General features: G+C 53.1%; 26 protein-coding genes, 1 pseudogene and 1 other annotated feature. Of the genes and pseudogenes, 13 read left to right on the top strand and 14 right to left on the bottom strand.

Going from position 1 to position 25,539, the window contains the following annotated elements:
- Nucleotides 1-334: 334 nt before the first annotated feature.
- The 3 genes from clpB to rluD all read right to left on the bottom strand — a co-directional run bounded on the left by clpB (nucleotide 335) and on the right by rluD (nucleotide 4,746).
- Nucleotides 335-2,908, bottom strand: coding sequence for an ATP-dependent chaperone ClpB (gene clpB / locus OVA10_RS07950; protein ID WP_100779262.1), 2,574 nt, complete (start codon nucleotides 2,906-2,908; stop codon nucleotides 335-337).
- Nucleotides 2,909-3,037: 129 nt separating this feature from the next.
- A complete protein-coding gene (gene yfiH / locus OVA10_RS07945) occupies nucleotides 3,038-3,769 on the bottom strand; it encodes a purine nucleoside phosphorylase YfiH (RefSeq protein ID WP_268195730.1) in 732 nt (243 codons plus the stop codon).
- A complete protein-coding gene (gene rluD, locus OVA10_RS07940; RefSeq protein WP_181826675.1) occupies nucleotides 3,766-4,746 on the bottom strand; it encodes a 23S rRNA pseudouridine(1911/1915/1917) synthase RluD in 981 nt (326 codons plus the stop codon). The genes yfiH and rluD overlap by 4 nt, the downstream gene beginning before the upstream one ends.
- 130 nt (nucleotides 4,747-4,876) lie before the next feature.
- On the opposite strand from rluD, the gene bamD reads away from it, so the two are divergent.
- The 4 genes from bamD (at nucleotide 4,877) to pheA (ending at nucleotide 7,642) form a co-directional block, all read left to right on the top strand.
- Nucleotides 4,877-5,614: an outer membrane protein assembly factor BamD gene (gene bamD, locus OVA10_RS07935; protein ID WP_100779259.1), complete on the top strand. Its 738-nt coding sequence runs from the start codon at nucleotides 4,877-4,879 to the stop codon at nucleotides 5,612-5,614.
- Between the two features lie 267 nt (nucleotides 5,615-5,881).
- On the top strand, nucleotides 5,882-6,223 hold the full coding sequence (gene raiA, locus OVA10_RS07930; protein WP_095282963.1) for a ribosome-associated translation inhibitor RaiA: 342 nt from the start codon (nucleotides 5,882-5,884) through the stop codon (nucleotides 6,221-6,223).
- Nucleotides 6,224-6,326: 103 nt separating this feature from the next.
- Nucleotides 6,327-6,452, top strand: a sequence feature (Phe leader region).
- Nucleotides 6,328-6,375 (top strand): pheA operon leader peptide PheL, encoded by a 48-nt coding sequence (pheL, locus tag OVA10_RS07925; protein ID WP_102105455.1) that lies wholly within the window; start codon nucleotides 6,328-6,330, stop codon nucleotides 6,373-6,375. (Overlaps the previous feature by 48 nt.)
- A 29-nt stretch (nucleotides 6,453-6,481) precedes the next feature.
- Nucleotides 6,482-7,642: a bifunctional chorismate mutase/prephenate dehydratase gene (gene pheA, locus OVA10_RS07920; RefSeq protein ID WP_102105362.1), complete on the top strand. Its 1,161-nt coding sequence runs from the start codon at nucleotides 6,482-6,484 to the stop codon at nucleotides 7,640-7,642.
- On the opposite strand, the gene OVA10_RS07915 is transcribed toward pheA, so the two are convergent.
- From OVA10_RS07915 to aroF, 3 genes are read right to left on the bottom strand one after another with little or no spacing between them, the layout of a single operon-like run.
- On the bottom strand, nucleotides 7,639-8,511 hold the full coding sequence (locus OVA10_RS07915) for an SMP-30/gluconolactonase/LRE family protein (protein WP_268195729.1): 873 nt from the start codon (nucleotides 8,509-8,511) through the stop codon (nucleotides 7,639-7,641). The two genes, pheA and OVA10_RS07915, sit on opposite strands and share 4 nt — an antisense overlap.
- Before the next feature lie 60 nt (nucleotides 8,512-8,571).
- On the bottom strand, nucleotides 8,572-9,693 hold the full coding sequence (gene tyrA, locus OVA10_RS07910; protein ID WP_268195727.1) for a bifunctional chorismate mutase/prephenate dehydrogenase: 1,122 nt from the start codon (nucleotides 9,691-9,693) through the stop codon (nucleotides 8,572-8,574).
- A 10-nt stretch (nucleotides 9,694-9,703) separates the two neighbouring features.
- Nucleotides 9,704-10,774: a 3-deoxy-7-phosphoheptulonate synthase AroF gene (gene aroF, locus OVA10_RS07905; RefSeq protein ID WP_102105365.1), complete on the bottom strand. Its 1,071-nt coding sequence runs from the start codon at nucleotides 10,772-10,774 to the stop codon at nucleotides 9,704-9,706.
- A gap of 220 nt (nucleotides 10,775-10,994) precedes the next feature.
- Between aroF and OVA10_RS07900 the strand changes: the two genes are divergently transcribed.
- From OVA10_RS07900 to OVA10_RS07885, 4 genes and pseudogenes are all read left to right on the top strand, one after another.
- Entirely contained in the window at nucleotides 10,995-11,369 is a 375-nt protein-coding gene (locus OVA10_RS07900; RefSeq protein WP_194514112.1) for a DUF2799 domain-containing protein, read from the top strand.
- Between the two features lie 195 nt (nucleotides 11,370-11,564).
- Nucleotides 11,565-12,050 (top strand): YfiR family protein, encoded by a 486-nt coding sequence (locus OVA10_RS07895; RefSeq protein ID WP_184957386.1) that lies wholly within the window; start codon nucleotides 11,565-11,567, stop codon nucleotides 12,048-12,050.
- On the top strand, nucleotides 12,043-13,263 hold the full coding sequence (dgcN, locus tag OVA10_RS07890; protein ID WP_123428857.1) for a diguanylate cyclase DgcN: 1,221 nt from the start codon (nucleotides 12,043-12,045) through the stop codon (nucleotides 13,261-13,263). The genes OVA10_RS07895 and dgcN overlap by 8 nt, the downstream gene beginning before the upstream one ends.
- A gap of 15 nt (nucleotides 13,264-13,278) precedes the next feature.
- Nucleotides 13,279-13,765 (top strand): annotated as a pseudogene (locus OVA10_RS07885) (OmpA family protein).
- Between the two features lie 3 nt (nucleotides 13,766-13,768).
- Here the strand turns inward: OVA10_RS07885 and OVA10_RS07880 are convergent.
- The 7 genes from OVA10_RS07880 to ffh all read right to left on the bottom strand — a co-directional run bounded on the left by OVA10_RS07880 (nucleotide 13,769) and on the right by ffh (nucleotide 19,349).
- Nucleotides 13,769-15,133, bottom strand: a complete 1,365-nt coding sequence (locus OVA10_RS07880; RefSeq protein ID WP_268195726.1) for a PepSY-associated TM helix domain-containing protein — start codon at nucleotides 15,131-15,133, stop codon at nucleotides 13,769-13,771.
- 57 nt (nucleotides 15,134-15,190) lie between these two features.
- The gene (locus tag OVA10_RS07875) at nucleotides 15,191-15,595 is read right to left on the bottom strand and encodes a DUF2946 domain-containing protein (protein WP_248858973.1); all 405 of its coding nucleotides are present in this window, start codon (nucleotides 15,593-15,595) and stop codon (nucleotides 15,191-15,193) included.
- Between the two features lie 129 nt (nucleotides 15,596-15,724).
- Entirely contained in the window at nucleotides 15,725-16,072 is a 348-nt protein-coding gene (gene rplS, locus OVA10_RS07870) for a 50S ribosomal protein L19 (protein ID WP_095282974.1), read from the bottom strand.
- A gap of 43 nt (nucleotides 16,073-16,115) precedes the next feature.
- The gene (gene trmD / locus OVA10_RS07865; protein WP_268195725.1) at nucleotides 16,116-16,883 is read right to left on the bottom strand and encodes a tRNA (guanosine(37)-N1)-methyltransferase TrmD; all 768 of its coding nucleotides are present in this window, start codon (nucleotides 16,881-16,883) and stop codon (nucleotides 16,116-16,118) included.
- A gap of 31 nt (nucleotides 16,884-16,914) precedes the next feature.
- Nucleotides 16,915-17,454 (bottom strand): ribosome maturation factor RimM, encoded by a 540-nt coding sequence (gene rimM, locus OVA10_RS07860; protein ID WP_100779247.1) that lies wholly within the window; start codon nucleotides 17,452-17,454, stop codon nucleotides 16,915-16,917.
- Nucleotides 17,455-17,469: 15 nt separating this feature from the next.
- Entirely contained in the window at nucleotides 17,470-17,718 is a 249-nt protein-coding gene (gene rpsP, locus OVA10_RS07855; protein WP_014171249.1) for a 30S ribosomal protein S16, read from the bottom strand.
- A gap of 269 nt (nucleotides 17,719-17,987) precedes the next feature.
- Nucleotides 17,988-19,349 (bottom strand): signal recognition particle protein, encoded by a 1,362-nt coding sequence (gene ffh, locus OVA10_RS07850; RefSeq protein ID WP_100779246.1) that lies wholly within the window; start codon nucleotides 19,347-19,349, stop codon nucleotides 17,988-17,990.
- 166 nt (nucleotides 19,350-19,515) lie between these two features.
- Between ffh and OVA10_RS07845 the strand changes: the two genes are divergently transcribed.
- On the top strand, nucleotides 19,516-20,307 hold the full coding sequence (locus tag OVA10_RS07845) for a cytochrome C assembly family protein (RefSeq protein ID WP_100780834.1): 792 nt from the start codon (nucleotides 19,516-19,518) through the stop codon (nucleotides 20,305-20,307).
- A gap of 18 nt (nucleotides 20,308-20,325) precedes the next feature.
- Entirely contained in the window at nucleotides 20,326-21,615 is a 1,290-nt protein-coding gene (locus tag OVA10_RS07840) for an HlyC/CorC family transporter (protein WP_100779245.1), read from the top strand.
- 49 nt (nucleotides 21,616-21,664) lie between these two features.
- Here the strand turns inward: OVA10_RS07840 and grpE are convergent, their stop codons facing one another.
- Complete coding sequence (gene grpE / locus OVA10_RS07835) at nucleotides 21,665-22,258, bottom strand: nucleotide exchange factor GrpE (protein ID WP_142503618.1); 594 nt, start codon at nucleotides 22,256-22,258, stop codon at nucleotides 21,665-21,667.
- A 121-nt stretch (nucleotides 22,259-22,379) separates the two neighbouring features.
- Between grpE and nadK the strand changes: the two genes are divergently transcribed.
- From nadK to bamE, 3 genes are all read left to right on the top strand, one after another.
- Nucleotides 22,380-23,258 (top strand): NAD(+) kinase, encoded by an 879-nt coding sequence (gene nadK / locus OVA10_RS07830; RefSeq protein WP_268195724.1) that lies wholly within the window; start codon nucleotides 22,380-22,382, stop codon nucleotides 23,256-23,258.
- 85 nt (nucleotides 23,259-23,343) lie between these two features.
- Nucleotides 23,344-25,005: a DNA repair protein RecN gene (gene recN / locus OVA10_RS07825; protein WP_102105372.1), complete on the top strand. Its 1,662-nt coding sequence runs from the start codon at nucleotides 23,344-23,346 to the stop codon at nucleotides 25,003-25,005.
- A 138-nt stretch (nucleotides 25,006-25,143) separates the two neighbouring features.
- The gene (bamE, locus tag OVA10_RS07820; RefSeq protein ID WP_268195723.1) at nucleotides 25,144-25,482 is read left to right on the top strand and encodes an outer membrane protein assembly factor BamE; all 339 of its coding nucleotides are present in this window, start codon (nucleotides 25,144-25,146) and stop codon (nucleotides 25,480-25,482) included.
- Nucleotides 25,483-25,539: the final 57 nt, after the last annotated feature.

Below are 25,539 nucleotides of genomic sequence, written 5' to 3'. Positions count from 1 at the left end.
GTCTGATAAATTGTTAAAGAGCAGTGCAACGCGGCTTTCGCTCACCGTTGCGAGGTCCCGTATAATACGTTTTCCTCATTCAGAGTCAAGCGTTTAATTTCGCTTTTCGCTGTCGGCGTTCATCGCTGAACCCCTGCTGTCCCGGCGGCTTGCGTGCCGTTGTTCCGTGTCAGTGGAGGCGCATTATAGGGAGTTATTCTGAGGCTGCAAGTCTAAATCAGAAAATAATGACTGACTGCTCATTTTCCAGGCAAATCGAACCTCTAACACTGAGTCTCGCCTGGTTTTTAAACAAAAACGAGCCCCGAAAGGCTCGTTTTTGATGTTTTGTGACTTACTGCACTGCCACAATTTTGTCTTCGTTGACTTCCAGACGAATCACTTTCCCTGGGACAAGCTCCCCAGAAAGGATTTGCTGCGCCAGCGGGTTTTCGATCTGCTGCTGGATAGCACGTTTCAGAGGACGCGCCCCGTAAACCGGATCGTAACCATTTGCACTCAGCAGCTTCAGCGCGTCGTCAGAGATGTGGATTTCATAGCCACGATCCTCAAGACGTTTATACAAACGCTGCAACTGAATCTGGGCAATAGACGCAATGTGTTTTTCCCCCAGAGGGTGGAACACAACAACTTCATCTATGCGGTTAATGAATTCCGGACGGAAGCTCTGGCTAACCACGCCCAATACCAGATCCTTCATATGACCGTAATCCAGTTCGCCGAAACGTTCCTGAATCAAATCGGAACCCAGGTTCGAGGTCATGATCACCACAGTGTTGCGGAAATCGACCGTTCTCCCCTGCCCGTCAGTCAGACGTCCATCATCCAGAACCTGCAACAAGATGTTGAAGACATCCGGATGCGCTTTTTCCACTTCATCTAATAAGATGACGGAATAGGGGCGACGACGCACTGCTTCAGTTAAGTAACCGCCCTCTTCATAGCCGACATATCCTGGAGGCGCACCGACCAGACGCGAGACGGAGTGTTTCTCCATAAACTCGGACATATCAATACGCACCATCGCGTCGTCGCTATCGAACATAAAATTCGCCAGTGTCTTACACAGCTCGGTTTTACCAACACCGGTCGGCCCAAGGAACAGGAACGAACCAATCGGGCGATTAGGATCCGATAAGCCCGCACGGCTACGACGAATCGCATTTGATACGGCTTCGACGGCTTCATCCTGACCGATCACACGGTGGTGCAGGTCATGCTCCATACGCAGCAGTTTTTCGCGCTCCCCTTCCAACATGCGAGCAACCGGAATACCCGTCCAGCGCGCCAGCACATCGGCAATTTCCACGTCCGTTACTTTATTACGCAGCAGACGCATGGTTTTGCCTTCAGACTGAGTTGCCATCTCCAGCTGTTTTTCCAGTTCCGGAATTTTGCCGTACTGCAACTCAGACATACGTGCCAGATCGCCCACGCGACGCGCCTGCTCAATGGCGATTTTCGCCTGCTCAAGCTCAGCCTTGATCGTCTGCGTGCCAGAAAGCGACGCCTTCTCAGCTTTCCACTCTTCTTCTAATTCAGAATACTGACGCTCTTTGTCGTCCAGTTCCTCATTAAGCATATCCAGGCGCTTTTTACTCGCTTCATCAGACTCTTTCTTCAGCGCCTGCTGTTCAAGCTTGAGCTGAATGATTCTGCGGTCGAGTCTGTCTAGCTCTTCCGGCTTGGAGTCAATCTGCATACGAATGCTGGACGCCGCCTCATCGATCAGGTCGATGGCCTTATCCGGCAGCTGTCGGTCGGCAATATAACGGTGAGACAGTGTCGCCGCCGCCACGATAGCCGGGTCAGTAATCTGCACATGGTGATGCAGCTCATAGCGTTCTTTCAGGCCACGTAAGATAGCAATGGTGTCTTCCACCGTCGGTTCCGCTACGAACACTTTCTGGAATCGACGTTCCAGCGCAGCGTCTTTCTCGATGTACTGTCGATACTCATCGAGCGTTGTCGCACCGACACAGTGCAGTTCACCGCGCGCAAGAGCTGGTTTCAGCATGTTCCCGGCATCCATGGCCCCGTCGGCTTTACCGGCACCGACCATGGTGTGCAGTTCGTCGATAAACAGGATGACATTACCTTCCTGTTTCGCCAGATCGTTAAGCACGCCTTTTAAACGCTCTTCGAATTCACCGCGGTATTTCGCCCCGGCCACCAGCGACCCCATATCCAGAGCCAGCACACGACGGCCTTTCAGCCCTTCCGGTACTTCGCCGTTAACAATTCGCTGCGCCAGACCTTCGACGATGGCAGTTTTACCGACACCGGGTTCACCGATCAGTACCGGGTTGTTTTTGGTACGACGTTGCAATACCTGAATAGTGCGGCGAATTTCTTCGTCGCGGCCAATCACCGGATCGAGCTTGCCTTGTTCCGCACGCTCAGTCAGATCGACCGTATATTTTTTCAAAGCCTGACGTTGGTCTTCGGCTCCCTGATCGTTCACGCTTTCACCTCCACGCATTTTTTCAATCGCCTGAGTCACATTGGCGGTTGTCGCACCGGATGATTTCAGCAGATCGGTCAGCGTACCGCGTGATTCAAGCGCCGCCAGAACAAACAGTTCTGACGAGATAAAGTTGTCCCCACGTTTTTGCGCCAGCTTGTCGCAAAGATTCAGCACGCGCACCAGATCCTGAGACGGCTGAACATCCCCACCGGTACCTTCCACCTGTGGCAGACGACTCAGCGCCTGATCGACGGCTGTGCGCAGCTCGCCAGCATTAATGCCAGCAGACGTGAGTAAAGGACGTACCGATCCCCCTTCCTGATTCAGCAAGGCGCTCATTAAATGAAGAGGTTCGATAAATTGGTTGTCGTGCCCCAGTGCGAGAGACTGGGCATCGGCGAGAGCAAGCTGGAATTTATTAGTAAGACGATCCAGACGCATAACTCCTCCCATAACAGGTCAAATTTGCTACTGGAGATTAAATGAGGTCATCCCTCAATTATTCAAGGTTAATGACCTGAATTATACGAAAAGAAAACAGCGCGTTCCGGATCGTCTTGATTCGTTAGGTTATATCAGCCAAATGAAACTTGCCATACGACCTGTCGTGTTGTCGCGACGATAGGAGAAAAAATCACCCTTTTCGGTGAAGGTACAGCGATCGCCACCGAAGATCTGCGTCACACCGACATTGCCAAGCCGCTGGCGGGCAAGCTGATAGATATCGGCCAGGTATTTATCCCCTTTCGGCTGAAACGCACTGACGGCCTGCGAGTCTTTGTCGATAAAGGCGTCACGCACTTCTGGCCCGACTTCAAAGGCCTGTGGCCCAATCGCCGGACCGAGCCAGGCAATAATATTGCCCGGACGATCGTCGAAACAGGCAACCGTCTCTTCAAGTACGCCCGCACACAGCCCGCGCCAGCCAGCATGGGCTGCTGCCACTTCGGTACCCGCGCGGTTGCAAAACAGAACAGGCAAACAATCGGCGGTCATCACGGCACAGACTGTCCCGGGAGTCTTACTGTAAGAGGCGTCGGCACGTTTTGAAGCGTAGGGTTCTCCCGTCAGCCTCAACACATCTTTGCCGTGCACCTGCTCAAGCCAGACCGGTTTTGATGGCAGATTTCCTGCCGCAAACATACGCTTGCGGTTCTCTTCGACATGTTCCTGGTTATCGCCACAGTGGGCGCCAAGATTTAATGACGCCCACGCGTCGTGACTGACGCCACCTACACGGGTAGAGCTACAGGCTGCCACGCCTTCAGGAATTGGCCACTCCGGGACAATCAGTTTGGTCATAACCAGTCCACTTTATCCTTATGTTCTTCAAAGTCCGCACGCATCGCGTCAATCAGCTCGACCATATCCCGAGGAATTGGCGCATGCCATTCCATCTCGATACCGGTGATCGGGTGATAGAGACGCAGCATGGTCGCGTGTAAGGCCTGGCGATCGAATTTACGCAGAGTGCTGATAAATTCTTCCGACGCGCCTTTCGGCGGACGCGGACGACCACCGTAAACCTGATCGCCCACCAGCGGATGGGTAATGTGCGACATATGCACACGGATCTGGTGAGTACGGCCGGTTTCCAGACGCAGACGCAGACGCGTATGAATGCGGAAATGTTCCATAATGCGGTAGTGCGTTACCGCAGGTTTCCCCATCGGATGCACTGACATATGGGTACGCTTGGTCGGGTGACGGCTGATCGGCTCTTCGACCGTGCCGCCAGATGTCATATGACCAATCGCGACGGCTTCATATTCACGGGTGATTTCACGCAGCTGCAGCGATTCCACCAGACGCGTCTGGGCAGGAACCGTTTTCGCGACCACCATCAGACCGGTAGTGTCTTTATCCAGACGGTGAACGATGCCCGCACGCGGAACGTCAACAATCGGCGGATAATAATGAAGCAGCGCATTCAGTACGGTGCCGTCAGGATTACCGGCGCCAGGATGCACGACCAGGCCGCGCGGTTTGTTGATCACCAGAATGTCATCATCTTCATAGACGATTTCTAACGGGATCTCTTGTGCCTCAAAGCGGACTTCTTCTTCTATTTCAGCATTGATGGCGACGGCTTCCCCACCTAACACTTTCTCTTTTGGCTTGTCCCATACTTTGCCGTTAACCAGCACGCGCTGGTCAAGAATCCATTCTTTTATGCGTGAACGCGAATAATCAGGGAACATTTCGGCCAAAGCTTGATCTAAGCGTTGACCGAGCTGATTTTCGGAGACTGTTGCGGTGAGTTCTACTCGTTGTGCCATAGACTGCTTCTTCGTTTAACGTTGGGTTTTACGGCTTTGCCGTATAATATAGTGTGCTATTGTAGCTGGTCTTAATCGGGAGCAGGAAAGAGATTCTCCCGGACAAACATTTGAGGAAAGTCAAAACGTCATGACGCGCATGAAATATCTGGTGGCAGCGGCCACGTTGAGCCTGGCTTTGGTGGGCTGCTCCGGTTCAAATGAACAGGTCCCTGACAATCCGCCGAATGAAATCTATGCGACTGCACAACAAAAACTGCAGGACGGTAACTGGAAACAGGCGATAACGCAACTGGAAGCGCTGGATAATCGTTATCCATTTGGTCCGTATTCCCAACAGGTACAATTAGATCTCATCTACGCCTACTACAAAAATGCCGATCTGCCGCTGGCTCAGGCTACCATCGATCGTTTCATCCGTCTGAACCCGACTCATCCGAACATTGATTATGTCATGTACATGCGCGGCCTGACCAACATGGCTCTGGATGACAGTGCTCTGCAAGGTTTCTTCGGTGTTGATCGTTCTGACCGCGACCCGCAGCACGCGCGTGACGCATTTAATGACTTCTCCAAGCTGGTGCGCGGCTACCCGAACAGTCAGTACATCACCGATGCCACCAAGCGTCTGGTGTTCCTGAAAGATCGTCTGTCCAAGTATGAGTACTCCGTTGCCGAGTACTATACGCGTCGTGGCGCATGGGTGGCAGTGGTTAACCGCGTCGAAGGCATGCTGCGTGATTACCCGGACACACAAGCCACTCGCGATGGTTTGAAGCTGATGGAAAACGCGTACCGCCAGATGCAGATGAACGCACAGGCTGAGAAAGTGGCGAAGATTATCGCCGCGAACAGCAGCAATACCTGATCGTTCCCAAACGTAAAACGGCAGCCCAAGGGCTGCCGTTTTTTTATCCATTTCGCCATCCACTGAAGCGGTTTGGTGCCGACGAATCCTATCAACTATGGCTGCAATTCCTGAGTTCGACAAGGTAAAAATCACCTGTTCCTGTCTTTCCTCACAAAAAAGCTTCCTTGACAAAAAGTGACAAAATAACGTGATTTAGATCACACATTTTGACATTAGGACAGGTATGCTGGAATCACCAAGACGGAAAGACAAGAGGTAAAATTTATGACAATGAACATTACCAGTAAGCAAATGGAAATTACTCCGGCAATTCGCCAGCACGTCGCAGACCGTCTCGCCAAACTGGATAAATGGCAAACTCATTTGATTAACCCGCATATCATTCTGTCTAAGGAACCACAGGGTTTTACCGCTGACGCAACTATCAATACTCCTAACGGCCATCTGGTCGCCAGCGCTAAACACGAAGATATGTACACCGCTATCAACGATTTGATCAACAAGCTGGAACGGCAGCTCAATAAAGTGCAACACAAAGGCGAAGCCCGTCGCGCCACCACCTCGGTGAAAGACGCAAGCTATGCCGAAGAAGTTGAAGAAGAGTAATCCTTTAAATTGAGTGTACCGCCAACGCGCCTCCGGGCGCGTTTTTTATTGACAGCATCAAAACAGTACGGGTACTTTAACAGTATCAACAACAGGATGAACTCATGAACCACACCCCGTTTTTCTTCGCATTCTTTTTTACCTTCCCCTGAATGGGAGGCGTTTCGTCGTGTGATAAAGAATGCGAAGACGAACAACAAGGCCTCCCACACCGGGGGGCCTTTTTTATTGATAACAATAAACGAAATAGGCAACGCTATGACATCGGAAAACCCGTTACTGGATCTGCGAGTAAAAATCAGCGCGCTGGATGAGAAATTACTGGCGCTGCTGGCTGAACGCCGCACGCTCGCCGTTGAAGTGGGTAAAGCCAAGCTGGACTCCCACCGCCCGGTACGTGATATCGACCGTGAGCGCGATCTGCTGGAGCGCCTGATCCAACTGGGTAAAGCCCACCACCTCGATGCACACTACATCACTCGCCTGTTCCAGTTGATCATTGAAGATTCCGTTCTGACCCAGCAAGCGCTGCTGCAACAACATCTGAATAAAACCAATCCGCACTCCGCGCGCGTCGCATTTCTGGGACCGAAAGGCTCTTACTCGCACCTGGCCGCACGCCAGTATGCCGCCCGCCATTTCGAGGAGTTTATCGAGAGTGGTTGCGCCAAATTTGCCGATATCTTTAACCAGGTTGAAACCGGTCAGGCAGACTACGCCGTGGTGCCGATTGAGAACACCAGTTCCGGGGCGATTAATGACGTCTACGATCTGCTTCAGCACACCAGCCTGTCGCTGGTTGGCGAAATGACCATTCCAATTGATCACTGCGTGCTGGTCTCAGGCTCAACCGACCTGAATCAAATTGATACCGTATACAGCCACCCGCAGCCATTCCAGCAGTGCAGCCAGTTCCTGAACCGCTATCCGAACTGGAAAATTGAGTACACCGAAAGCACCTCAGCGGCGATGGAGAAAGTGGCGCAGGCCAACTCTCCGCGCGTGGCGGCTCTCGGTAGTGAAGCCGGTGGCGCGCTGTATGGCCTGCAGGTGCTGGAGCGCAACCTGGCTAACCAGACGCAGAACATCACCCGCTTCGTGGTGCTGGCACGTAAAGCGATTGATGTGTCCGAGCAGGTCCCGGCGAAAACCACTCTGCTGATGGCGACCGGCCAGCAGGCGGGTGCGCTGGTTGAAGCCCTGCTGGTGTTACGTAATCACAACCTGATCATGACCAAACTGGAATCACGTCCGATCAACGGCAATCCATGGGAAGAGATGTTCTATCTCGATATCCAGGCCAACCTCAAATCAGCGTCCATGCAGAAAGCCCTGCGCGAACTGGGCGAAATCACCCGTTCGATGAAAGTGCTGGGCTGCTATCCGGGCGAGAACGTGGTCCCGGTCGATCCAGTTTAACGCTCAATAAACGGGCCTTTCTTCATTCCTGCCACACTGACTGGCAGGGTGAAGATAGCGCCCGATAGCGGATATTTCGTCACTTCGTCACGATCCATATTTTCACGCGTGGTGGTGATAAACAGAGTTTTCATATCATCCCCACCGAAACAGACCATCGTCGGACAGCGCACCGGCAAGCGATACTCTTCCAGCTGTTCCCCCTGCGGAGAAAACCGCGCAATACGCCAGCCATCAAACAACGCGCTCCAGTAGCAGCCTTCGGTATCCATCGCGGCACCATCCGGTATTCCCTCGCCTTTTTCGAAGCGGCGGAACACTTCACGGACACCCGGCTCGCCCTTTTCGTCCAGCGGTGTACGGTAAATCACGCGGTTCGGCGTATCTGAAGTCATCATCCACTCCCTGTCCGGACTAAAGGCCAGGCCGTTGTGCCCGTGGATATCACACTGAATGACTTTCGGCGTCAGATCGTTATCAATGCGCATCAGCATCGCGCCGTTGTAATCCCCCGGTCCCCAGAATGTTCCCGCGTAAAAACGCCCGATATGATCGGTGCCGCCGTCGTTAAAACGCGCCAGTTGAGGATTCGACGGGTTATCGCAGACTTTTCGCTGGAGCAGGCCGTGCTTATCCGTCAGCCAGATCGCGTTACGCATTGCGACGATAAAACCGCCTTTCTCGCGTAAGGCAAAACACCCGACCTCCTCATGAAATGAGAGAACAGAGTGTTGACCCGAAGAGAGGTGATAACGATGAATTTCACCTTCCAGAATATCGGCCCAATAGAGCGCGTTTTCGCTTTCGCTCCAGGTCGGGCATTCCGGTAAGTGCCCGGTGTAGTCGAATAAAACCTGCGGTTCAGCCATGACAAATCCCCAAAATGAAAAAAGCCAGCAGTGCTGGCTTTTAGTATATACATCATCAGATTACTGGCGACTATCGTTCGCCTGGCGCAATAAGGTGCGGCTCTCACTCTGGAAACGCTTCGCGTAATCCCCGAACCAGTGCTCAACCTTACGGAAACTGTCGATAAAGGCCTGCTTATCGCCCTGCTCTAGCAGTGCTATCGCCTCACCAAACCGCTGGTAGTAGCGCTTGATCAGCGCCAGGTTATTTTCCGACGACATAATGATGTCAGCATACAGCTGCGGATCCTGCGCAAACAGACGCCCGACCATCGCCAGCTCCAGGCGATAAATTGGCGAGGAGAGCGCCAGCAACTGCTCCAGCTGGACGTTCTCTTCCGCCAGATGCAGGCCATAGGCAAAGGTCGCAAAGTGGCGCAGTGCCTGAATGAACGCCATATTCTGATCGTGCTCCACCGCGCTAATACGATGCAGACGTGCACCCCAGACCTGAATCTGTTCCAGGAACCACTGGTACGCTTCCGGCTGACGACCATCGCAGTAGACCACGACCTGTTTCGCCAGGCTGCCGCTATCCGGGCCGAACATCGGGTGCAAACCCAGTACCGGTCCGTTATGGGCCGCCAGCATCGCCTGCAGCGGACCATTCTTCACGGACGCCAGATCCACCAGAATACAATCTTCCGGCAGAGACGGCAGTTTGCCGATAATCTCTTCGGTTACATGAATCAGCACGCTGACAATAACCATGCCTGCGTCGGCCATCATCTCTGGCGCACGTGCCCAGTCCTCTTTTTCAAGAATGCGCACCTGATAACCCGAAAGCGTCAGCATCTTCTCAAACAGACGCCCCATCTGGCCGCCGCCGCCAACGATCACCACCGGTCGCAGCGACGGACAGAGGGTTTTAAAGCCCTTATCGTTTTCGCTGGAGTAGGATTCACGCATCACGCGGCGCAGCACATCTTCAATCAGATCGGGAGAGACGCCCATCAGCTGCGCCTCATCACGCCGGGAGGCGAGCATCGACGCTTCACGCTCTGGCACGTAAATCGGCAGGCCGTATTTACTTTTCACTTCCCCGACTTCGGCAACCAGTGACATCCGGCGCGCCAGCAAATCCAGCAGCGCCTTATCTACCTCATCAATTTGATCGCGTAGTGCGGTCAATTCTGCAACCATAACTAACCTCTTAAGCCAGACGCGTCGCCAGCTGGCCGTTCAAATCTTTGTGGATCTCACGCAGCAGCGCATCCGTCGCTTCCCAGCTGATGCAGGCGTCGGTCACTGAGACACCGTGTTTCATTGCGCTACGCGGCTGTTCAGATGACTGATTACCCTCGTGGATATTACTCTCAATCATCAGGCCGATAATCGAACGGTTACCGTCTTTGATTTGTGCGACAACGGATTCCGCTACCGCAGGCTGGCGACGGTAATCTTTGTTGGAATTACCATGGCTGCAATCTACCATCAGAGCCGGGCGCAGTCCCGCCTGTTCCATCTCTTTTTCGCACTGGGCGACATCCGCCGGGCTGTAGTTAGGTGCTTTACCGCCGCGCAGGATAACGTGACCATCCGGGTTGCCTTGGGTCTGGAGCAGACAAACCTGGCCGGCCTGGTTGATGCCGACAAAACGGTGCGGCATCGCCGCAGCGCGCATGGCGTTAATCGCGGTCGCAAGGCTTCCGTCGGTCCCATTTTTAAAACCAACCGGCATCGACAGGCCAGAGGCCATCTCGCGGTGAGTCTGTGATTCTGTGGTGCGAGCACCAATCGCGGACCAGCTGAACAGATCGCCCAGGTATTGCGGGCTGTTCGGATCGAGTGCCTCTGTCGCCAGCGGCAGCCCCATGCTCACCAGTTCAACCAGCAGACGACGCGCAATCTTCAGACCGGCTTCCACATCAAACGAGCCATCCATGTGTGGATCGTTAATCAACCCCTTCCAGCCAACGGTGGTACGAGGTTTTTCAAAATAGACGCGCATGACCAGGTAGAGGCTATCGCTGACCTCCTCTGCTAATGCTTTAAATCGACGAGCGTATTCAATCGCGGTTTCAGGATCGTGAATGGAGCATGGCCCGCACACCACCAGCAGACGCGGATCGCGACCGGCAATGATGTCAGAGATAGTCTGGCGGGAGTGCTCAATCTGCGCCTCCTGTTCAGAACTCAGCGGGAATTCCAGCTTCAACTGATCTGGCGTGATCAAAACCTGTTCGTCGGTAATATGTACGTTATTCAGCGCGTCTTTTTGCATGATGGCGATCCTGTAATGCTCGTTTGCGATAGTGGTTTCCTCGATGAGGTGAACACACAATATCACATCAAGTAAAGATTTCAATCCAAAATACGTAAACATTACTTTACAAGCGGCATTTTGAGGCAAAAAATATCCGCTTGTTTAGTAAAGATAAAATTACACCCTGATTATTGATTGCCAGGCTATGCTGAAGAAAAAGAAGAAAAGGCGAATCACTATGCGTTCCATTGCTCTCGCGCTGCTGGCGATATTATTGACAGGCTGTCAAATCAACCCCTATACCTTCCAGCCCACCTGGACCGGCACCAGCTGGTTTACCGCCGGCAAAGAAGATGCCATGAATGGTGTATCAATAAAAAGTAACGAAACTCTCGCGGATAATTTTAACGATCCTGACGTCGATCGCAGTGAATACCTGCGCGGTTATGCTGATGGTCAGAAAAAAGTCTGTACCGAAGATTTCGTCTATGCGTGGGGTCTGTCCGGTAAAATATTCCCAGCCAGTTGTGATACGGCAGAAAATGCCGACCCGCTGCGTAAATCCTGGCAAAAAGGTATGGATGAAGGTATGCGCGGTTCGAGACTTAATTAATTTAATAACTTAATAATTTCATTCAATTACAACTCTAATTTAGCTTAAGTCACAACAAATTCCACATAATGACTACTCGGGTAAACAATGGTATTCTTTCTGCAATATTCAAGGATATATATTTCCAGAGTGGTATGGCGGATTCTGGTGAGACATTTTTTTACGTTCCCTTTGTGCCATCTGATTCTGGCACTCATGCTGTGCATTATCAGCGGGCAAAGTTTCGCGACAACATTGACAGAAAAAGAGAAGTCAGTACGTTCGATCGTCTCTGGCATCGTCAGCTATTCCCGTTGGCCTGCGCTTTCTGGCCAGCCTAAACTCTGTATTTTTTCGTCTTCTCATTTCGCACAGGTACTGAGTGACAGCGGCTCTGCTGCTTTACCCTACACACCCTTGATTGTGCAAAATGAGTCTGAAGCATTACATGCCACCTGCGATGCCGTTTATTTTGGAAACGAGTCACCTGCTGCTCAACTTGAATTATTCAGGAATTATCAGGGCCGCGCGTTACTATTAATCGCCGAGCAAAACCTGGAATGTGTTATTGGCAGTGCTTTTTGTCTGATAATTAATGAAGAAACAGTGAGATTTTCTGTCAATCTGGATGCCCTGTCTCGCAGTGGCGTAAGAGTGAATCCGGATGTGTTAATGCTTGCCCGGAATAAGAAGCATGAATAAGGAACTTTCTTCAACGCCACGGCCGACGTTTAAAAGAACGTTGCGGCGCATCAGTATGATTAGCGTGGTAATTACCATGACGCTAATATGGTTATTATTGTGTATTGCGTCAGTGGTTACATTAAAACAATACGCACAAAAAAACCTCGAATTAACCAGCGCGACCATGAGCCGAAGCCTGGAAGCCTCATTAGTATTTAATGATGCCACCGCCGCCAATGAAACGCTTGCCACACTGGGGAGACAGGGGCAATTTTCCGTTGCCGAGGTGCTCGACATCCATCAGAAGCGTTTTGCCTACTGGTCGTGGACCCCTGATGATGATACCGACACCCTGAGCACGCTGGTCAGTCGCATGCTGTTCCCCGTCCCTGCCGCACAGCCCGTGGTGCATAACGGCAAGGTGATTGGTGAAGTGCGCATTACCGCGCGCGACAGCCTGATCAGCCATTTCCTCTGGACGTCTTTTGCCGTGCTGACAGGCTGTATTCTTTTCGCCGCTTTTGTGGCGCTGACCATTACCCGTTCATTGCACAACGGAGTCGTCACCGCACTGCAAAATATCACCGACGTGGTGCATGACGTTAAAACGAACCGTAATTTCTCGCGCCGCGTCGAAGAGGAGCGTATCGAAGAGTTCCATCGTTTTGGGCAGGATTTCAACAGTCTGCTCGACGAAATGGAGGAGTGGCAGCTCAAGCTGCAGGCCCGGAATGCACAGCTGATGCGCACCGCGATGCACGATCCGCTCACCGGGCTGGCGAACCGCGCCGCATTCCGCAGCAGCATCGCGGCGCTGATGAATGACGCTTCTGCACAGATGAATTCCGCCCTGCTGTTCCTGGATGGCGATAACTTCAAGCAGATCAACGACACCTGGGGCCACGCGGCAGGTGACTGCGTGCTGATAGAAGTCGCCAGCAGAATGGTGGAATTTGGCGGGAAACGTTATCAGTCATACCGTCTGGGCGGCGATGAATTTGCCATGATCTTGTATGGCATTCACTCGGCGGCAGACGTTCAACAGATTTGCACTGCGCTTTCACAGCAGTTTCTCCAGCCGTACGACCTGCACAACGGACATACGGCACACATGTCACTCAGCATTGGCTTCGCTCTGGCGTGGGAAAATACCTCGGTAGAGGCATTACTGGAGCAAGCCGACCGCAATATGTATCAAGTGAAAAACCAGCGTCCGACAATAATTTTGTAATAAAAGGAACACGTTATGTTAAGGCGATATCTCGCTCCAGTTTTACTGGCTACAACGATTCTGGCAGGCTGCCAGGCACCACCTCAGGGGGAAATTCACCCCGGAACAGATTGCGGCAATGAAATCCTACGGTTTTAACGAAACGAACGGCGACTGGTCCCTCGGCCTGTCGGCGAAGATTTTATTCGGCAAGAATGAATATCAGCTGCGTCCGGAGAGCGAGCAGCAGATCCAGACCATGGCGACACGACTGGCCGCCACCGGGCTGGTCCATGCACGCATGGACGGGCACACGGACAATTACGGGGAAGAAAGTTACAACCAATCCCTCTCGCTTAAACGCGCGAATGTCGTGGCTGATACCTGGGCAAAAGGGGCGAATATCCCGCGCAGCAACCTCACCACTCAGGGCTTAGGTAAAAAATATCCGGTCGCCAGCAATGCAACTCCTCAAGGGCGCGCTGAAAACCGCCGCGTTGCGGTAGTCATCAGCACGCCTTAATCACTATTTGGTGGATTCCGACAGCGTCAACAGGCACTGCGCGCGCCAGCGCAGCCAGTCAATCAGCACGAAAAATGCCAGACTGACGCCCATCACCGGCATCATGATCCCCAGCATCACGCCGATAAAGAGCGTGACTCCTCGCCCACTGGCGGGGAGAGCAAGCCAGCACTGACAAAGCGTGAGCACCGGATTGCCGGTGGCCTGAACCGGACGACGCATCCACCACATCCGATACCCCCACGCGATCAACACGCACAGCGCTACGCCGAAAACGATCAGGATCAGCTGATTCACCAGACCGAACAAAATCCCCATATGGAAATCCACGCCCCAGCGGGTCAGCTTCGCCATCAGCGGGAAGTCCGCGAAACGCGTCCGATCGAGGATCTGCATTGAGTGCGGATCAACGGCAACCGCGTCCACCTGCGTGGGCCAGCCACGATCGATTTCCGTGACCGTCCAGGCCTGTTCAGCCATTTTAGCGGGGCGAATTTCCAGCTTGTTCGCATCAATCCCCTCGCTCCTGGCCGCATGCAGGACGCTGTCAAAGAGCGTCAGATCCATGGCCATATCCGGCATCATCGCATCGTGGTGGCCGCGATGTTCAGCATGAGGATCGACTTCTGCTGCGGGACCGCGCAGCTGTGTATTGACCTGTGGCGTCAGCCAGTTCATCTCTTTACGTAGCTTATCGACATTACCGCCCGCCCATTGTGACCAGGTAAGTCCGGTCGCAGAAAACAGTAACATTCCCCCCAGCAGACCCCAGCCGAGCGCGACATGCACGCGACGGCGGTTCTGGAATCGGTTATTGATACGTCGCTTCGGGCGGGTATAAAACCACAGCGCAATCCCGCCCAGGGCAGCAATCCACATCCAGGAAGCGGCCAGCTCACTGTACAAACGCCCGATATCCCCCAGCATCAGCGAGCTATGCAGATAGTCGATAATCTGGCGCAGCGGCAAAATTCCGCTGGTGCCGTAGACCGTCATATCGCCGCGTATTTCCAGGCTCACGGGATCGATAAAAATTGCCCGATTCTCCGACGGCCCGAGCATCGGGTCGGCAAACATCACGCGCGTAGTTTCACCCGGGATCAGCCCTGGTCGTACAGCCTGCAGACGAAGTTGGTCCCCAATGGCTTTCTCCGCGACTGCAATTTGCTCGGCCAGAGGTTGAGCTTCACCGGCGGTATCGCTAAACAGCGCATGTTTGTACAACATGTTTTCGAGCTGCGGTGTCGCCACGTAGAGCGTCCCCGTTAGCGCAGCGAAAAAAATGAATGGGCCAACAAACAACCCGATATAGAAATGAAGGCGTCGCAGCAGGTTTCCCCATGCTGCGCGTGGCGTGCTGACAGTCATACTTTTCCTTTTTGCAGGCAAAACGTTATCGATGCGCAAAAGCGCATTCTTTATGGTTTAAAGGGAAAAAGCTGACCGCTGCGGGGGCGCGCGGGTATCAGGATACAACCAGGGGAAAAAGTGCCAGTGGCTCACCGCCTGTCGCGGCGGTTTAACGCGATGTCGCAATAGCACAGCGCACAACAGCACGATCAGCGCCAGCATCAGGCCCGGCACATGGGCCATTAGCACACAATAGCCACAGGCTTCGGCGTGATCGACAGGCATCGAGTGCGACGTCTCACCATGATGTTCTGCCATCGACATCTGGCTCATATCATGATGCATCCCCGGCATCGCGCTCATGGGATCTTTTTGTAGCGAAATGGAGATCAGCGGCGCGACCACGATCAGCAGGATCGCAAACAGCGCGGTCCAGGCCGCTGTGCGTTTCAAGGCTGATTGATGCAGTGCGTTATTCACTTACCCTCCGCTAGAGAGCGGCTATTGTAAATGATTTATGAAACGAAGGTTAACAAGCGGCGGGGATTTACATAAAAAAGGGCCGGCCTTGCGGCCAGCCCTTTTAACAGGATGTTGCTTAAGCGAGTCTTAGTTCAGACGCTCTTTGATACGAGCAGACTTACCAGTACGCTCACGCAGGTAGTACAGTTTAGCTTTACGTACAGCACCACGACGTTTGACAGTAATGCTGTCAACTACTGGAGAGTGAGTCTGGAAGACACGCTCAACACCTTCGCCGTTGGAAATTTTACGAACAGTGAATGCAGAGTGCAGACCGCGGTTACGAATAGCGATAACCACGCCCTCGAATGCCTGCAGACGTTTTTTGGAACCTTCAACAACCCATACTTTCACTTCCACGGAATCACCCGGACGGAATGAAGGTACGTCCTGCTTCATCTGCTCTTGTTCAATTTGCTTAATAATGTTGCTCATAATTTAATCTCTTATCCTGGGTAAACTGATATATCGGGAGCGTTTACGCTTGCCCATCATGTTTATGTTGCTGTTGTGCGTGCTCTTTTTGGAACTCCGCCAGCAACCTTACTTGCTCTTCAGTCAGAGCCAGGTTTTCCAGAAGTTCAGGTCTTCTAAGCCAGGTTCGGCCCAGCGACTGCTTCAAACGCCAGCGACGTATCTCGGCATGGTTCCCCGACAGCAATACCGTCGGTACTTCCATCCCTTCTAACACTTCAGGGCGGGTATAGTGTGGACAGTCCAGCAATCCATCAGCAAAAGAGTCTTCTGTTGCTGAAGCTTCATGGCCCAGTACACCCGGAATAAACCGGGCAACGGAGTCAATCAGCGTCATTGCCGGTAACTCACCACCGCTGAGAACGTAATCGCCGATTGACCATTCTTCATCAATTTCGGTCTGAATCACGCGCTCATCTATCCCTTCATAGCGACCACATACCAGAATCAGCTTTTGATTCGTGGCCAGTTCGCTTACGCCTGCTTGATCAAGCTTGCGTCCCTGAGGTGACAGATAAATCACCTTTGCGCCTTCACCTGCCGCGGCTTTTGCTGTATGGATGGCGTCCCGTAAGGGTTGCACCATCATTAACATCCCCGGTCCGCCGCCGTAAGGACGTTCGTCCACGGTACGGTGCCGGTCATGCGTGAAGTCACGAGGACTCCAGCTTTCGATGTTCAGCAGGCCTTTTTTTACTGCCCGGCCAGTTACCCCGTAATCAGTAATCGCGCGGAACATTTCAGGAAACAGGCTAATTATGCCAATCCACATAGCGCCGTCTTTTACCGTTTATCCGGAGAATTTAAAAACCAGGATCCCAATCTACTTCGATAGTTCGCGTAGTGAGATCGACTTTCTTGATAACCTGCCCATCGAGGAACGGAACCAGCCGCTCCTTGATGCCAAATGCATCTTTCAGGTTTGCCTTAATGACGAGAACGTCATTTGACCCGGTTTCCATCATATCGATGACTTTACCCAGGCCATAGCCTTCAGTGGTGACAACCTGGCAACCCATAAGGTCTTTCCAGTAATAATCACCCTCTTCCAGCGAAGGCAGCTGCGATGAATCGACGACAATTTCGCAATTAGTCAGCAGATTCGCCGCATCGCGATCGTCAACGCCTTTCAGCTTGATCACGATATCCTGATTGTGGTGGCGCCAGCTTTCCAGCTCGACCGCTTCCCACTTACCACCTTTCTGGATAAACCAGGGCTGGTAGTTAAAAATGCTTTCAGCGTCTTCAGTGGAGGAAAACACTCTGAGCCAACCACGGATACCGTAGCAAGAACCCATTTTTCCCAATACGATCGGTTCAACAGGTGCTTTATTGCTCATCATGACCACCGTGACAGATTAAGCTGCTTTGTTTGCTGCTTTGATAAGCGTAGCAACGCGATCGGAAACAGTAGCGCCCTGGCCAACCCAGTGAGCGATACGATCCAGATCCAGACGGGTTTCTTCTTCAGAACCGCTAGCGATCGGGTTGAAGAAACCAACGCGCTCGATGAAGCGACCGTTGCGTGCATTACGGCTGTCAGTCACAACAACCTGGTAGAACGGACGCTTTTTTGCGCCGTGACGTGCTAAACGAATAGTTACCATAACATCCTCTTGTGTGAATAAAACACAGGGCCCCATCGAGGAACGGAGCCCAGTGTCATATTAAAAGCCCGAAAATTTTACTGATTTCTGGGGAAAATGCAATCAGCATATGCTTCACATATGCCAAACAAGGGTTATAAGGCGTATATCGGTGCAGCCAGTTTAGTTCCGGCGTGCGCGCAGAAAGCGGAGCGTACACGTAGTACGTGAGCATTTCGAGCACACCCCGGAGCTAAAATGGCAAACAAGATAGCCTTATATCCCTTGTTTCAGCGGCCTGGGAATCCTGGCGGCATCATGCCCTTCATCCCACGCATCATTTTCGCCATTCCGCCCTTCTTCATTTTCTTCATCATGCGCTGCATGTCGTCGAACTGCTTCAGAAGGCGGTTTACATCCTGCACCTGCATCCCGCAACCAGCGGCGATGCGGCGTTTGCGCGACCCTTTGATGATTTCAGGCTTCGCACGCTCTTTCAGCGTCATCGAGTTGATGATCGCCTCCATGCGAACCAGCACTTTGTCATCCATCTGCGCTTTCACGTTATCAGGGATCTGGCCCATGCCCGGCAGTTTGCCCATCAGGCTGGCCATGCCGCCCATGTTTTTCATCTGACGGAGCTGTTCCAGGAAGTCGGTCAAGTCGAAACCGTCGCCTTTTTTCAGCTTGCTCGCCAGCTTCTCAGCCTGCGCGCGGTCAACTTTGCTCTCGATATCTTCGATAAGCGACAGCACGTCGCCCATGCCAAGAATACGGGAAGCAATACGATCCGGATGGAACGGCTCCAGCGCTTCGGTCTTCTCGCCGACGCCGAGGAATTTAATCGGTTTACCAGTGATATGACGAATCGAGAGCGCCGCACCACCACGGGCATCACCGTCGACTTTAGTCAGCACGACACCGGTTAATGGCAGCGCTTCGTTAAACGCTTTTGCGGTATTCGCCGCATCCTGACCGGTCATTGCATCAACAACAAACAGGGTCTCTACCGGATTAATCGCGGCGTGAACCTGTTTGATTTCGTCCATCATCGCTTCGTCGACGTGCAGACGACCGGCGGTATCCACCAGCAGCACGTCGTAGAATTTCAGCTTCGCTTCTTTCAGCGCCGCATTAACGATATCAACGGGCTTCTGCGCGACGTCGGACGGGAAGAAATCCACACCAACCTGCTGAGCCAGTGTTTCAAGCTGTTTGATCGCCGCCGGGCGATAAACGTCGGCAGAGACGACCAGCACTTTTTTCTTGTGCTTTTCACGCAGGAATTTACCCAGCTTACCTACGCTGGTGGTTTTACCCGCACCCTGCAGACCGGCCATCAACACCACCGCTGGCGGCTGTGCGGCCAGGTTCAGCACCTGGTTCTCTTCGCCCATTGCCGCAACCAGCTCATTGCGCACAATTTTGACGAACTCCTGACCCGGGGTCAGGCTCTTGTTCACTTCATGACCAACCGCTTTCTCTTTTACGCGGCTGATGAACTCGCGCACAACGGGCAACGCCACGTCGGCTTCGAGCAACGCCATGCGCACTTCGCGCAGCGTTTCTTTCACATTGTCTTCGGTAAGGCGCCCACGGCCGCTGATGTTGCGCAGCGAGCGCGACAAACGATCGGTTAAATTATCAAACATTGTCTCTCGCCTGAGGTAGAAACGTTAGGTCGCTAGCGCGACACGTACACAGAATTTTGCCGCAGTATAACATGAAGGCGCCTTTGTTGTTATGCAACGGTTGGAGCGCGCGTCACGTAACGTTATACTGCTTATCTTTCTTATTAAGACAACTGTCGACGCCTATATGCCTGTTTTCGCACTGATCGCCCTTGTTGCCTACTCTTTCAGCCTTGCGCTGATCATTCCCGGCCTGTTGCAAAAAAACAGCGCCTGGCGACGGATGGCTATTTTGTCGGCAGTTATCGCACTGGTAAGCCATGCGTTCGCACTGGAATCACGTATTATTCCGGGCGACGGCAGCGTACAAAATCTGAGCGTGCTGAACGTCGGCTCGCTGGTCAGCCTGATGATTTGTACGGTGATGACGATTGTCGCGTCGAAGAATCGCGGCTGGCTGCTACTCCCTATTGTCTACGCCTTCGCGCTGATCAATCTGGCGTTCGCGACCTTCGTGCCAAACGAGTTCATTACGCATCTGGAAACTACGCCGGGCATGATGGTCCACATCGGTCTGTCGCTGTTCTCCTACGCCACGCTAATCATTGCGGCGCTGTACGCCATGCAGCTGGCGTGGATCGACTACCAGTTGAAAAACAAAAAGCTGGTTTTCAACCAGGAAATGCCACCGCTGATGGTCATTGAGCGTAAGATGTTTCACATCACTCAGATTGGTGTGGTGCTACTGACGCTGACGCTCTGCACGGGTCTGTTTTATATGCAGAACCTGTTCAGCATTGAGAATATTGATAAAGCCGTTCTCTCTATCATCGCGTGGTTTGTCTATATTGTCCTGTTATGGGGCCACTATCACCAGGGCTGGCGCGGTCGTCGCGTCGTCTGGTTTAACGTAGCAGGCGCTGGCATCCTGACACTGGCCTACTTTGGTAGCCGCGTCATACAGCAGTTCGTCGGCTAAGCAACAAAGGAGTTCCCCCTGGAACACATCTCCACCACCACGCTGATCGTCACCCTGATCGTCATGGTGGTCATCTCCGCCTACTTCTCCGGCTCAGAAACCGGCATGATGACCCTGAACCGCTACCGGTTACGTCATCGCGCTAAACAAGGCAACCGTGCCGCCCGACGCGTTGAAAAGCTGCTGCGCAAGCCCGATCGTCTGATTAGCCTGGTGCTGATCGGCAACAACCTGGTCAATATTCTCGCCTCCGCGCTGGGCACTATTGTTGGGATGCGCCTCTATGGCAACGCCGGTGTCGCGATTGCGACCGGTGTACTGACGTTTGTCGTCCTGGTGTTTGCTGAAGTCCTGCCGAAAACCATCGCCGCCCTCTACCCGGAGAAAGTCGCCTATCCGAGCAGCTTCCTGCTCGGCCCGCTGCTGATCCTGATGATGCCTCTGGTCTGGCTGCTCAACATGGTTACCCGCCTGCTGATGCGCATGGTCGGTATAAAAGCCGACGTGGTGATCAGCAGCGCACTGAGCAAAGACGAGCTGCGCACCATCGTCCATGAATCCCGCTCGCAGATTTCGCGCCGGAATCAGGACATGCTGCTGTCGGTGCTGGATCTGGAAAAAGTGAGCGTTGACGACATCATGGTGCCGCGCAACGAAATCGTGGGTATCGACATCAACGACGACTGGAAAGCCATCGTCCGCCAGCTGACCCACTCTCCCCATGGCCGCATCGTGCTGTACCGTGATTCACTGGATGACGCCATCAGCATGCTGCGCGTGCGCGAAGCCTATCGCCTGATGACCGAGAAAAAAGAGTTCACTAAAGAGGTGATGCTCCGCGCCGCCGATGAACTCTATATCATTCCAGAAGGCACGCCGCTGAGTACGCAGCTGGTGAAATTCCAGCGTAATAAAAAGAAAGTGGGCCTGGTGGTCAACGAGTATGGCGATATCCAGGGGCTGGTGACGGTTGAAGATATTCTGGAAGAGATCGTCGGCGATTTTACGACGTCAATGTCGCCATCGCTCGCCGAAGAGGTTACGCCACAAAACGACGGTTCGGTGCTGATCGACGGCAGCGCCAACGTGCGTGAACTCAACAAAGCCTTTAACTGGCATCTGCCGGAAGACGACGCTCGCACCATTAACGGTATGATTCTTGAAGCACTGGAAGAGATCCCGGCATCCGGCACCCGTGTGCGCATCAGCCAGTACGATATTGATATCCTGGACGTGCAGGACAATATGATCAAACAGGTGAAAGTTATCCCGGTCAAACCGCTGCGGGATAGCGTAGCAGAACGCTAGTATGTAGGCCGGGTGAGGCAATGCCACCACCCGGCACTACAGAGGCAAATTATGCCTTCGCTTTCGCGACAGTGACCATCGCGGCACGAATAGTACGACCGTTCAGCGTATAGCCTTTCTGCATCACAGCCAGCACGTTGCCAGCAGTTACATCTTCAGATTCAACCATCGCAATCGCCTGGTGGACGTTAGGGTCCAGCGCTACGTTGGTATCCGCAACCACTTCAACACCGAACTTACGCACCACGTCGAGCATGGATTTCAGCGTCAGCTCAAGGCCTTCGACCATCGCCGCCATGTCCGGGTTAGCTTTATCAGCCACTTCCAGCGCACGATCCAGACTATCAATCACCGGCAGCAGCTCGTTGACGAATTTCTCCAGCGCGAACTTATGCGCCTTTTCCACGTCCAGCTCGGTACGGCGACGCAGGTTTTCCATTTCCGCTTTGATACGCAGCACGCTTTCGCGCTCACGATTCTGGGCTTCAGTTAACTGAGCTTCCAGATTCGCAATTTTTTCATCGCGCGGATCCACCTGCTCAGCAGAAGCATCCGGCTCTACAGCCTCAACTTCTTCGTGCTGTTCCATGATAATTTCTTCCGGGGCTTGCCCCTCAGGCGTTTTCTGTTCTTTACTACTCATGAATTTCTCCGCGTTTTTCTGCATTCATCTCGCTAACTTCGCTTATTATGGGGATCAGTTTCCGGGATTCAAGGGAACAAAGCATATTGTCACCATCAATCGGCACAAGGACCTCCAGAAAATGAATAATCATTTCAAGTGTATTGGGATTGTCGGACATCCACGTCACCCTACGGCGCTGACGACACATGAAATGTTGTATCGCTGGCTGTGCGCAAAAGGCTACGAAGTGATGGTGGAGCAGCAAATTGCGCAGGAATTGCAGCTCGAAAATGTAAAGACCGGCACGCTGGCGGAGATTGGCCAGCAGGCGGATCTCGCTGTAGTCGTCGGCGGTGACGGCAACATGCTCGGCGCGGCTCGCACTCTGGCACGCTACGATATTAAAGTTATTGGTATCAACCGCGGTAACCTGGGCTTCCTGACCGACCTCGATCCTGACAACGCCCATCAGCAGTTAGCCGACGTTCTGGACGGCCATTACATCAGTGAAAAACGCTTTTTGCTCGAAGCGCAGGTATGCCAGCAGGACTGCCAGAAACGGATCAGCACGGCCATCAACGAAGTGGTCCTGCATCCGGGAAAAGTCGCCCATATGATTGAATTCGAAGTCTATATCGATGAAGTCTTCGCCTTCTCCCAGCGCTCTGACGGGCTAATCATCTCGACGCCAACCGGCTCGACCGCCTATTCCCTCTCCGCTGGCGGGCCTATTCTGACCCCCTCGCTGGATGCCATCACTCTGGTGCCGATGTTCCCGCATACCCTTTCGGCCCGCCCACTGGTTATCAACAGCAGCAGCACCATCCGCCTGCGCTTCTCGCACCGCCGCAATGATCTCGAAATCAGTTGCGACAGCCAGATCGCGTTACCGATACAGGAAGGCGAAGACGTGTTAATTCGCCGCTGTGACTACCACCTGAATCTGATACATCCGAAAGACTACAGCTATTTCAACACATTAAGTTCTAAGCTCGGCTGGTCAAAAAAATTGTTCTAAATTTGCATCCAGCACTTTACTGGATAAAAAACCAGTTTATACTGTATGAAAACACAGTTATGGTTTTTCATACAGGAAAACAATTATGCTGGCACAACTGACCATCAGCAACTTTGCCATTGTTCGTGAGCTTGAGATCGACTTCCAGAGCGGAATGACGGCCATTACCGGTGAAACCGGTGCAGGTAAATCTATTGCCATTGATGCGCTCGGCTTGTGTCTGGGCGGTCGCGCAGAAGGCGACATCGTGCGCACCGGCGCTAGCCGCGCCGATCTCTGCGCGCGCTTTTCCTTAAAAGATACCCCTGCCGCGCTGCGCTGGCTTGAAGTCAATCAACTCGAAGATGGACGTGAGTGTTTACTTCGCCGCGTCATCAGCAGCGATGGCCGCTCTCGCGGCTTTATTAACGGGACTGCGGTTCCCCTTTCTCAGCTGCGTGAGCTGGGCCAGCTATTGATTCAAATTCATGGCCAGCACGCGCATCAGCAGCTCATTAAACCGGAACAGCAAAAAGCCCTGCTAGATGGCTATGCCGGTGAGTACGCGCTCACTCAGTTGATGGCTGAACACTATCGTCAGTGGCATCAAAGCTGCCGCGAACTGGCACAGCATCAACAGCAAAGTCAGGAGCGCGCGGCGCGCGCCGAACTGCTGAACTATCAGTTGAAGGAACTCAACGAATTCAACCCGCAGCCGGGTGAGTTTGAGCAGATCGACGAAGAGTACAAACGGCTCGCCAACAGCGGGCATTTAATCTCGACCAGCCAGCAAGCGCTGAATCTGCTGGCTGATGGCGAAGATACCAACCTGCAAAGCCAGCTCTACACCGTGCGCCAACAGGTTACCGAACTGGTCGGTCTCGACAGCAAGTTGTCTGGCGTGCTCGACATGCTGGAAGAGGCGGCGATTCAAATTTCAGAAGCCGGTGAAGAGCTGCGTCACTATTGTGAGCGCCTGGATCTCGACCCTAACCGCTTATTCGAGCTGGAGCAGCGCATCTCCCGGCAGATCTCCCTGGCACGTAAACACTACGTCACACCAGAAGAGCTGCCGAACTATCACCAGTCGTTGCTGGATGAGCAGCAGCAGCTCGACGATCAGGCCGACTCGCTGGAAACGCTGTCTCTGGCAGTGAATGTCCATCATCAACAGGCGCTGGCCACGGCGAAGCAGCTTCACGATGTTCGCCAGCATTATGCTCAGGAGTTGGGTCAGCACATCACGGACAGCATGCATGCGCTGTCTATGCCACACGGTGTCTTCACCATCGACGTGAAATTTGAAGTCAATCATCTCACCGCCGAAGGGGCAGACCGCATTGAATTTCGTGTGACCACCAACCCAGGCCAGCCTTTACAGGCCATTTCCAAGGTCGCCTCTGGTGGGGAACTCTCGCGCATCGCTCTGGCAATTCAGGTGATCACGGCGCGTAAAATGGAAACCCCGGCGCTGATCTTCGATGAAGTGGACGTGGGGATCAGCGGCCCGACCGCCGCCGTCGTTGGCAAATTGTTACGTCAGTTAGGTGAATCCACTCAGGTCATGTGTGTCACCCACCTGCCGCAGGTAGCCGGTTGTGGGCATCACCATTTCTATGTCTGCAAAGAAACCGACGGTGAAATGACGGAAACGCATATGCACCCGCTGGATAAAAAGGCGCGCCTGCAGGAGCTGGCACGTCTGCTTGGCGGTAGTGAAGTGACGCGCAATACGCTGGCGAATGCGAAAGAACTGCTAGCCGCATAAACTTTTTCGGGATCTCAGGGTCATACAGAACAACAAAAACGCCGTCAGACCGGTTTCAAAGTGGGGCAAGGTCTATTATCATCGGCATATAACATATGAGCCGCGTATTGCTCGGGCCCGAAAAGGAATCAAATCACTATGCGCTGTAAAACGCTGACCGCTGTCGCAGCGGTTCTTCTGATGTTGACCGCAGGTTGTTCCACTCTGGAGCGAGTGGTTTACCGTCCTGACATCAACCAGGGGAACTACCTCACACCTAACGATGTGTCTAAAGTTCGTGTCGGGATGACACAACAGCAGGTCGCTTATGCACTGGGAACCCCGATGATGTCCGATCCGTTCGGCACTAACACCTGGTTCTATGTCTTCCGCCAGCAGCCTGGCCATGAAGGTGTTACGCAGCAGACGCTGACCCTGACCTTCAACAGCAGCGGTGTGTTAACTAACATTGATAACAAACCGGCGCTTACCAAATAGTAAGGTTTCAGAAATGCAAAAAGGTGCTCACTGAGCACCTTTTTTGTATCTTAACGT

The organism is Lelliottia sp. SL45 (genome assembly GCF_026672535.1).
In the GTDB taxonomy this organism is placed as follows: Bacteria; Pseudomonadota; Gammaproteobacteria; order Enterobacterales; family Enterobacteriaceae; genus Enterobacter; species Enterobacter nimipressuralis.
The sequence above is the reverse complement of the archived record's forward strand: the minus strand, read 5'-3'. Positions and strand labels throughout refer to the sequence as shown.

What these genes read in the sequence shown, in the direction of transcription:
- trmD (WP_268195725.1), bottom strand. Translation starts at nt 16,883, where the DNA reads ATGTGGATTGGCATAATTAGCCTGTTTCCTGAAATGTTCCGCGCGATT.
- pheA (WP_102105362.1), top strand. Translation starts at nt 6,482, where the DNA reads ATGACATCGGAAAACCCGTTACTGGATCTGCGAGTAAAAATCAGCGCG.
- rplS (WP_095282974.1), bottom strand. Translation starts at nt 16,072, where the DNA reads ATGAGCAACATTATTAAGCAAATTGAACAAGAGCAGATGAAGCAGGAC.
- recN (WP_102105372.1), top strand. Translation starts at nt 23,344, where the DNA reads ATGCTGGCACAACTGACCATCAGCAACTTTGCCATTGTTCGTGAGCTT.
- OVA10_RS07880 (WP_268195726.1), bottom strand. Translation starts at nt 15,133, where the DNA reads ATGACTGTCAGCACGCCACGCGCAGCATGGGGAAACCTGCTGCGACGC.
- grpE (WP_142503618.1), bottom strand. Translation starts at nt 22,258, where the DNA reads ATGAGTAGTAAAGAACAGAAAACGCCTGAGGGGCAAGCCCCGGAAGAA.
- bamE (WP_268195723.1), top strand. Translation starts at nt 25,144, where the DNA reads ATGCGCTGTAAAACGCTGACCGCTGTCGCAGCGGTTCTTCTGATGTTG.
- OVA10_RS07900 (WP_194514112.1), top strand. Translation starts at nt 10,995, where the DNA reads ATGCGTTCCATTGCTCTCGCGCTGCTGGCGATATTATTGACAGGCTGT.
- ffh (WP_100779246.1), bottom strand. Translation starts at nt 19,349, where the DNA reads ATGTTTGATAATTTAACCGATCGTTTGTCGCGCTCGCTGCGCAACATC.
- nadK (WP_268195724.1), top strand. Translation starts at nt 22,380, where the DNA reads ATGAATAATCATTTCAAGTGTATTGGGATTGTCGGACATCCACGTCAC.
- OVA10_RS07915 (WP_268195729.1), bottom strand. Translation starts at nt 8,511, where the DNA reads ATGGCTGAACCGCAGGTTTTATTCGACTACACCGGGCACTTACCGGAA.
- clpB (WP_100779262.1), bottom strand. Translation starts at nt 2,908, where the DNA reads ATGCGTCTGGATCGTCTTACTAATAAATTCCAGCTTGCTCTCGCCGAT.
- aroF (WP_102105365.1), bottom strand. Translation starts at nt 10,774, where the DNA reads ATGCAAAAAGACGCGCTGAATAACGTACATATTACCGACGAACAGGTT.
- bamD (WP_100779259.1), top strand. Translation starts at nt 4,877, where the DNA reads ATGACGCGCATGAAATATCTGGTGGCAGCGGCCACGTTGAGCCTGGCT.
- dgcN (WP_123428857.1), top strand. Translation starts at nt 12,043, where the DNA reads ATGAATAAGGAACTTTCTTCAACGCCACGGCCGACGTTTAAAAGAACG.
- tyrA (WP_268195727.1), bottom strand. Translation starts at nt 9,693, where the DNA reads ATGGTTGCAGAATTGACCGCACTACGCGATCAAATTGATGAGGTAGAT.
- rpsP (WP_014171249.1), bottom strand. Translation starts at nt 17,718, where the DNA reads ATGGTAACTATTCGTTTAGCACGTCACGGCGCAAAAAAGCGTCCGTTC.
- OVA10_RS07895 (WP_184957386.1), top strand. Translation starts at nt 11,565, where the DNA reads ATGCTGTGCATTATCAGCGGGCAAAGTTTCGCGACAACATTGACAGAA.
- yfiH (WP_268195730.1), bottom strand. Translation starts at nt 3,769, where the DNA reads ATGACCAAACTGATTGTCCCGGAGTGGCCAATTCCTGAAGGCGTGGCA.
- OVA10_RS07845 (WP_100780834.1), top strand. Translation starts at nt 19,516, where the DNA reads ATGCCTGTTTTCGCACTGATCGCCCTTGTTGCCTACTCTTTCAGCCTT.
- raiA (WP_095282963.1), top strand. Translation starts at nt 5,882, where the DNA reads ATGACAATGAACATTACCAGTAAGCAAATGGAAATTACTCCGGCAATT.
- rluD (WP_181826675.1), bottom strand. Translation starts at nt 4,746, where the DNA reads ATGGCACAACGAGTAGAACTCACCGCAACAGTCTCCGAAAATCAGCTC.
- rimM (WP_100779247.1), bottom strand. Translation starts at nt 17,454, where the DNA reads ATGATGAGCAATAAAGCACCTGTTGAACCGATCGTATTGGGAAAAATG.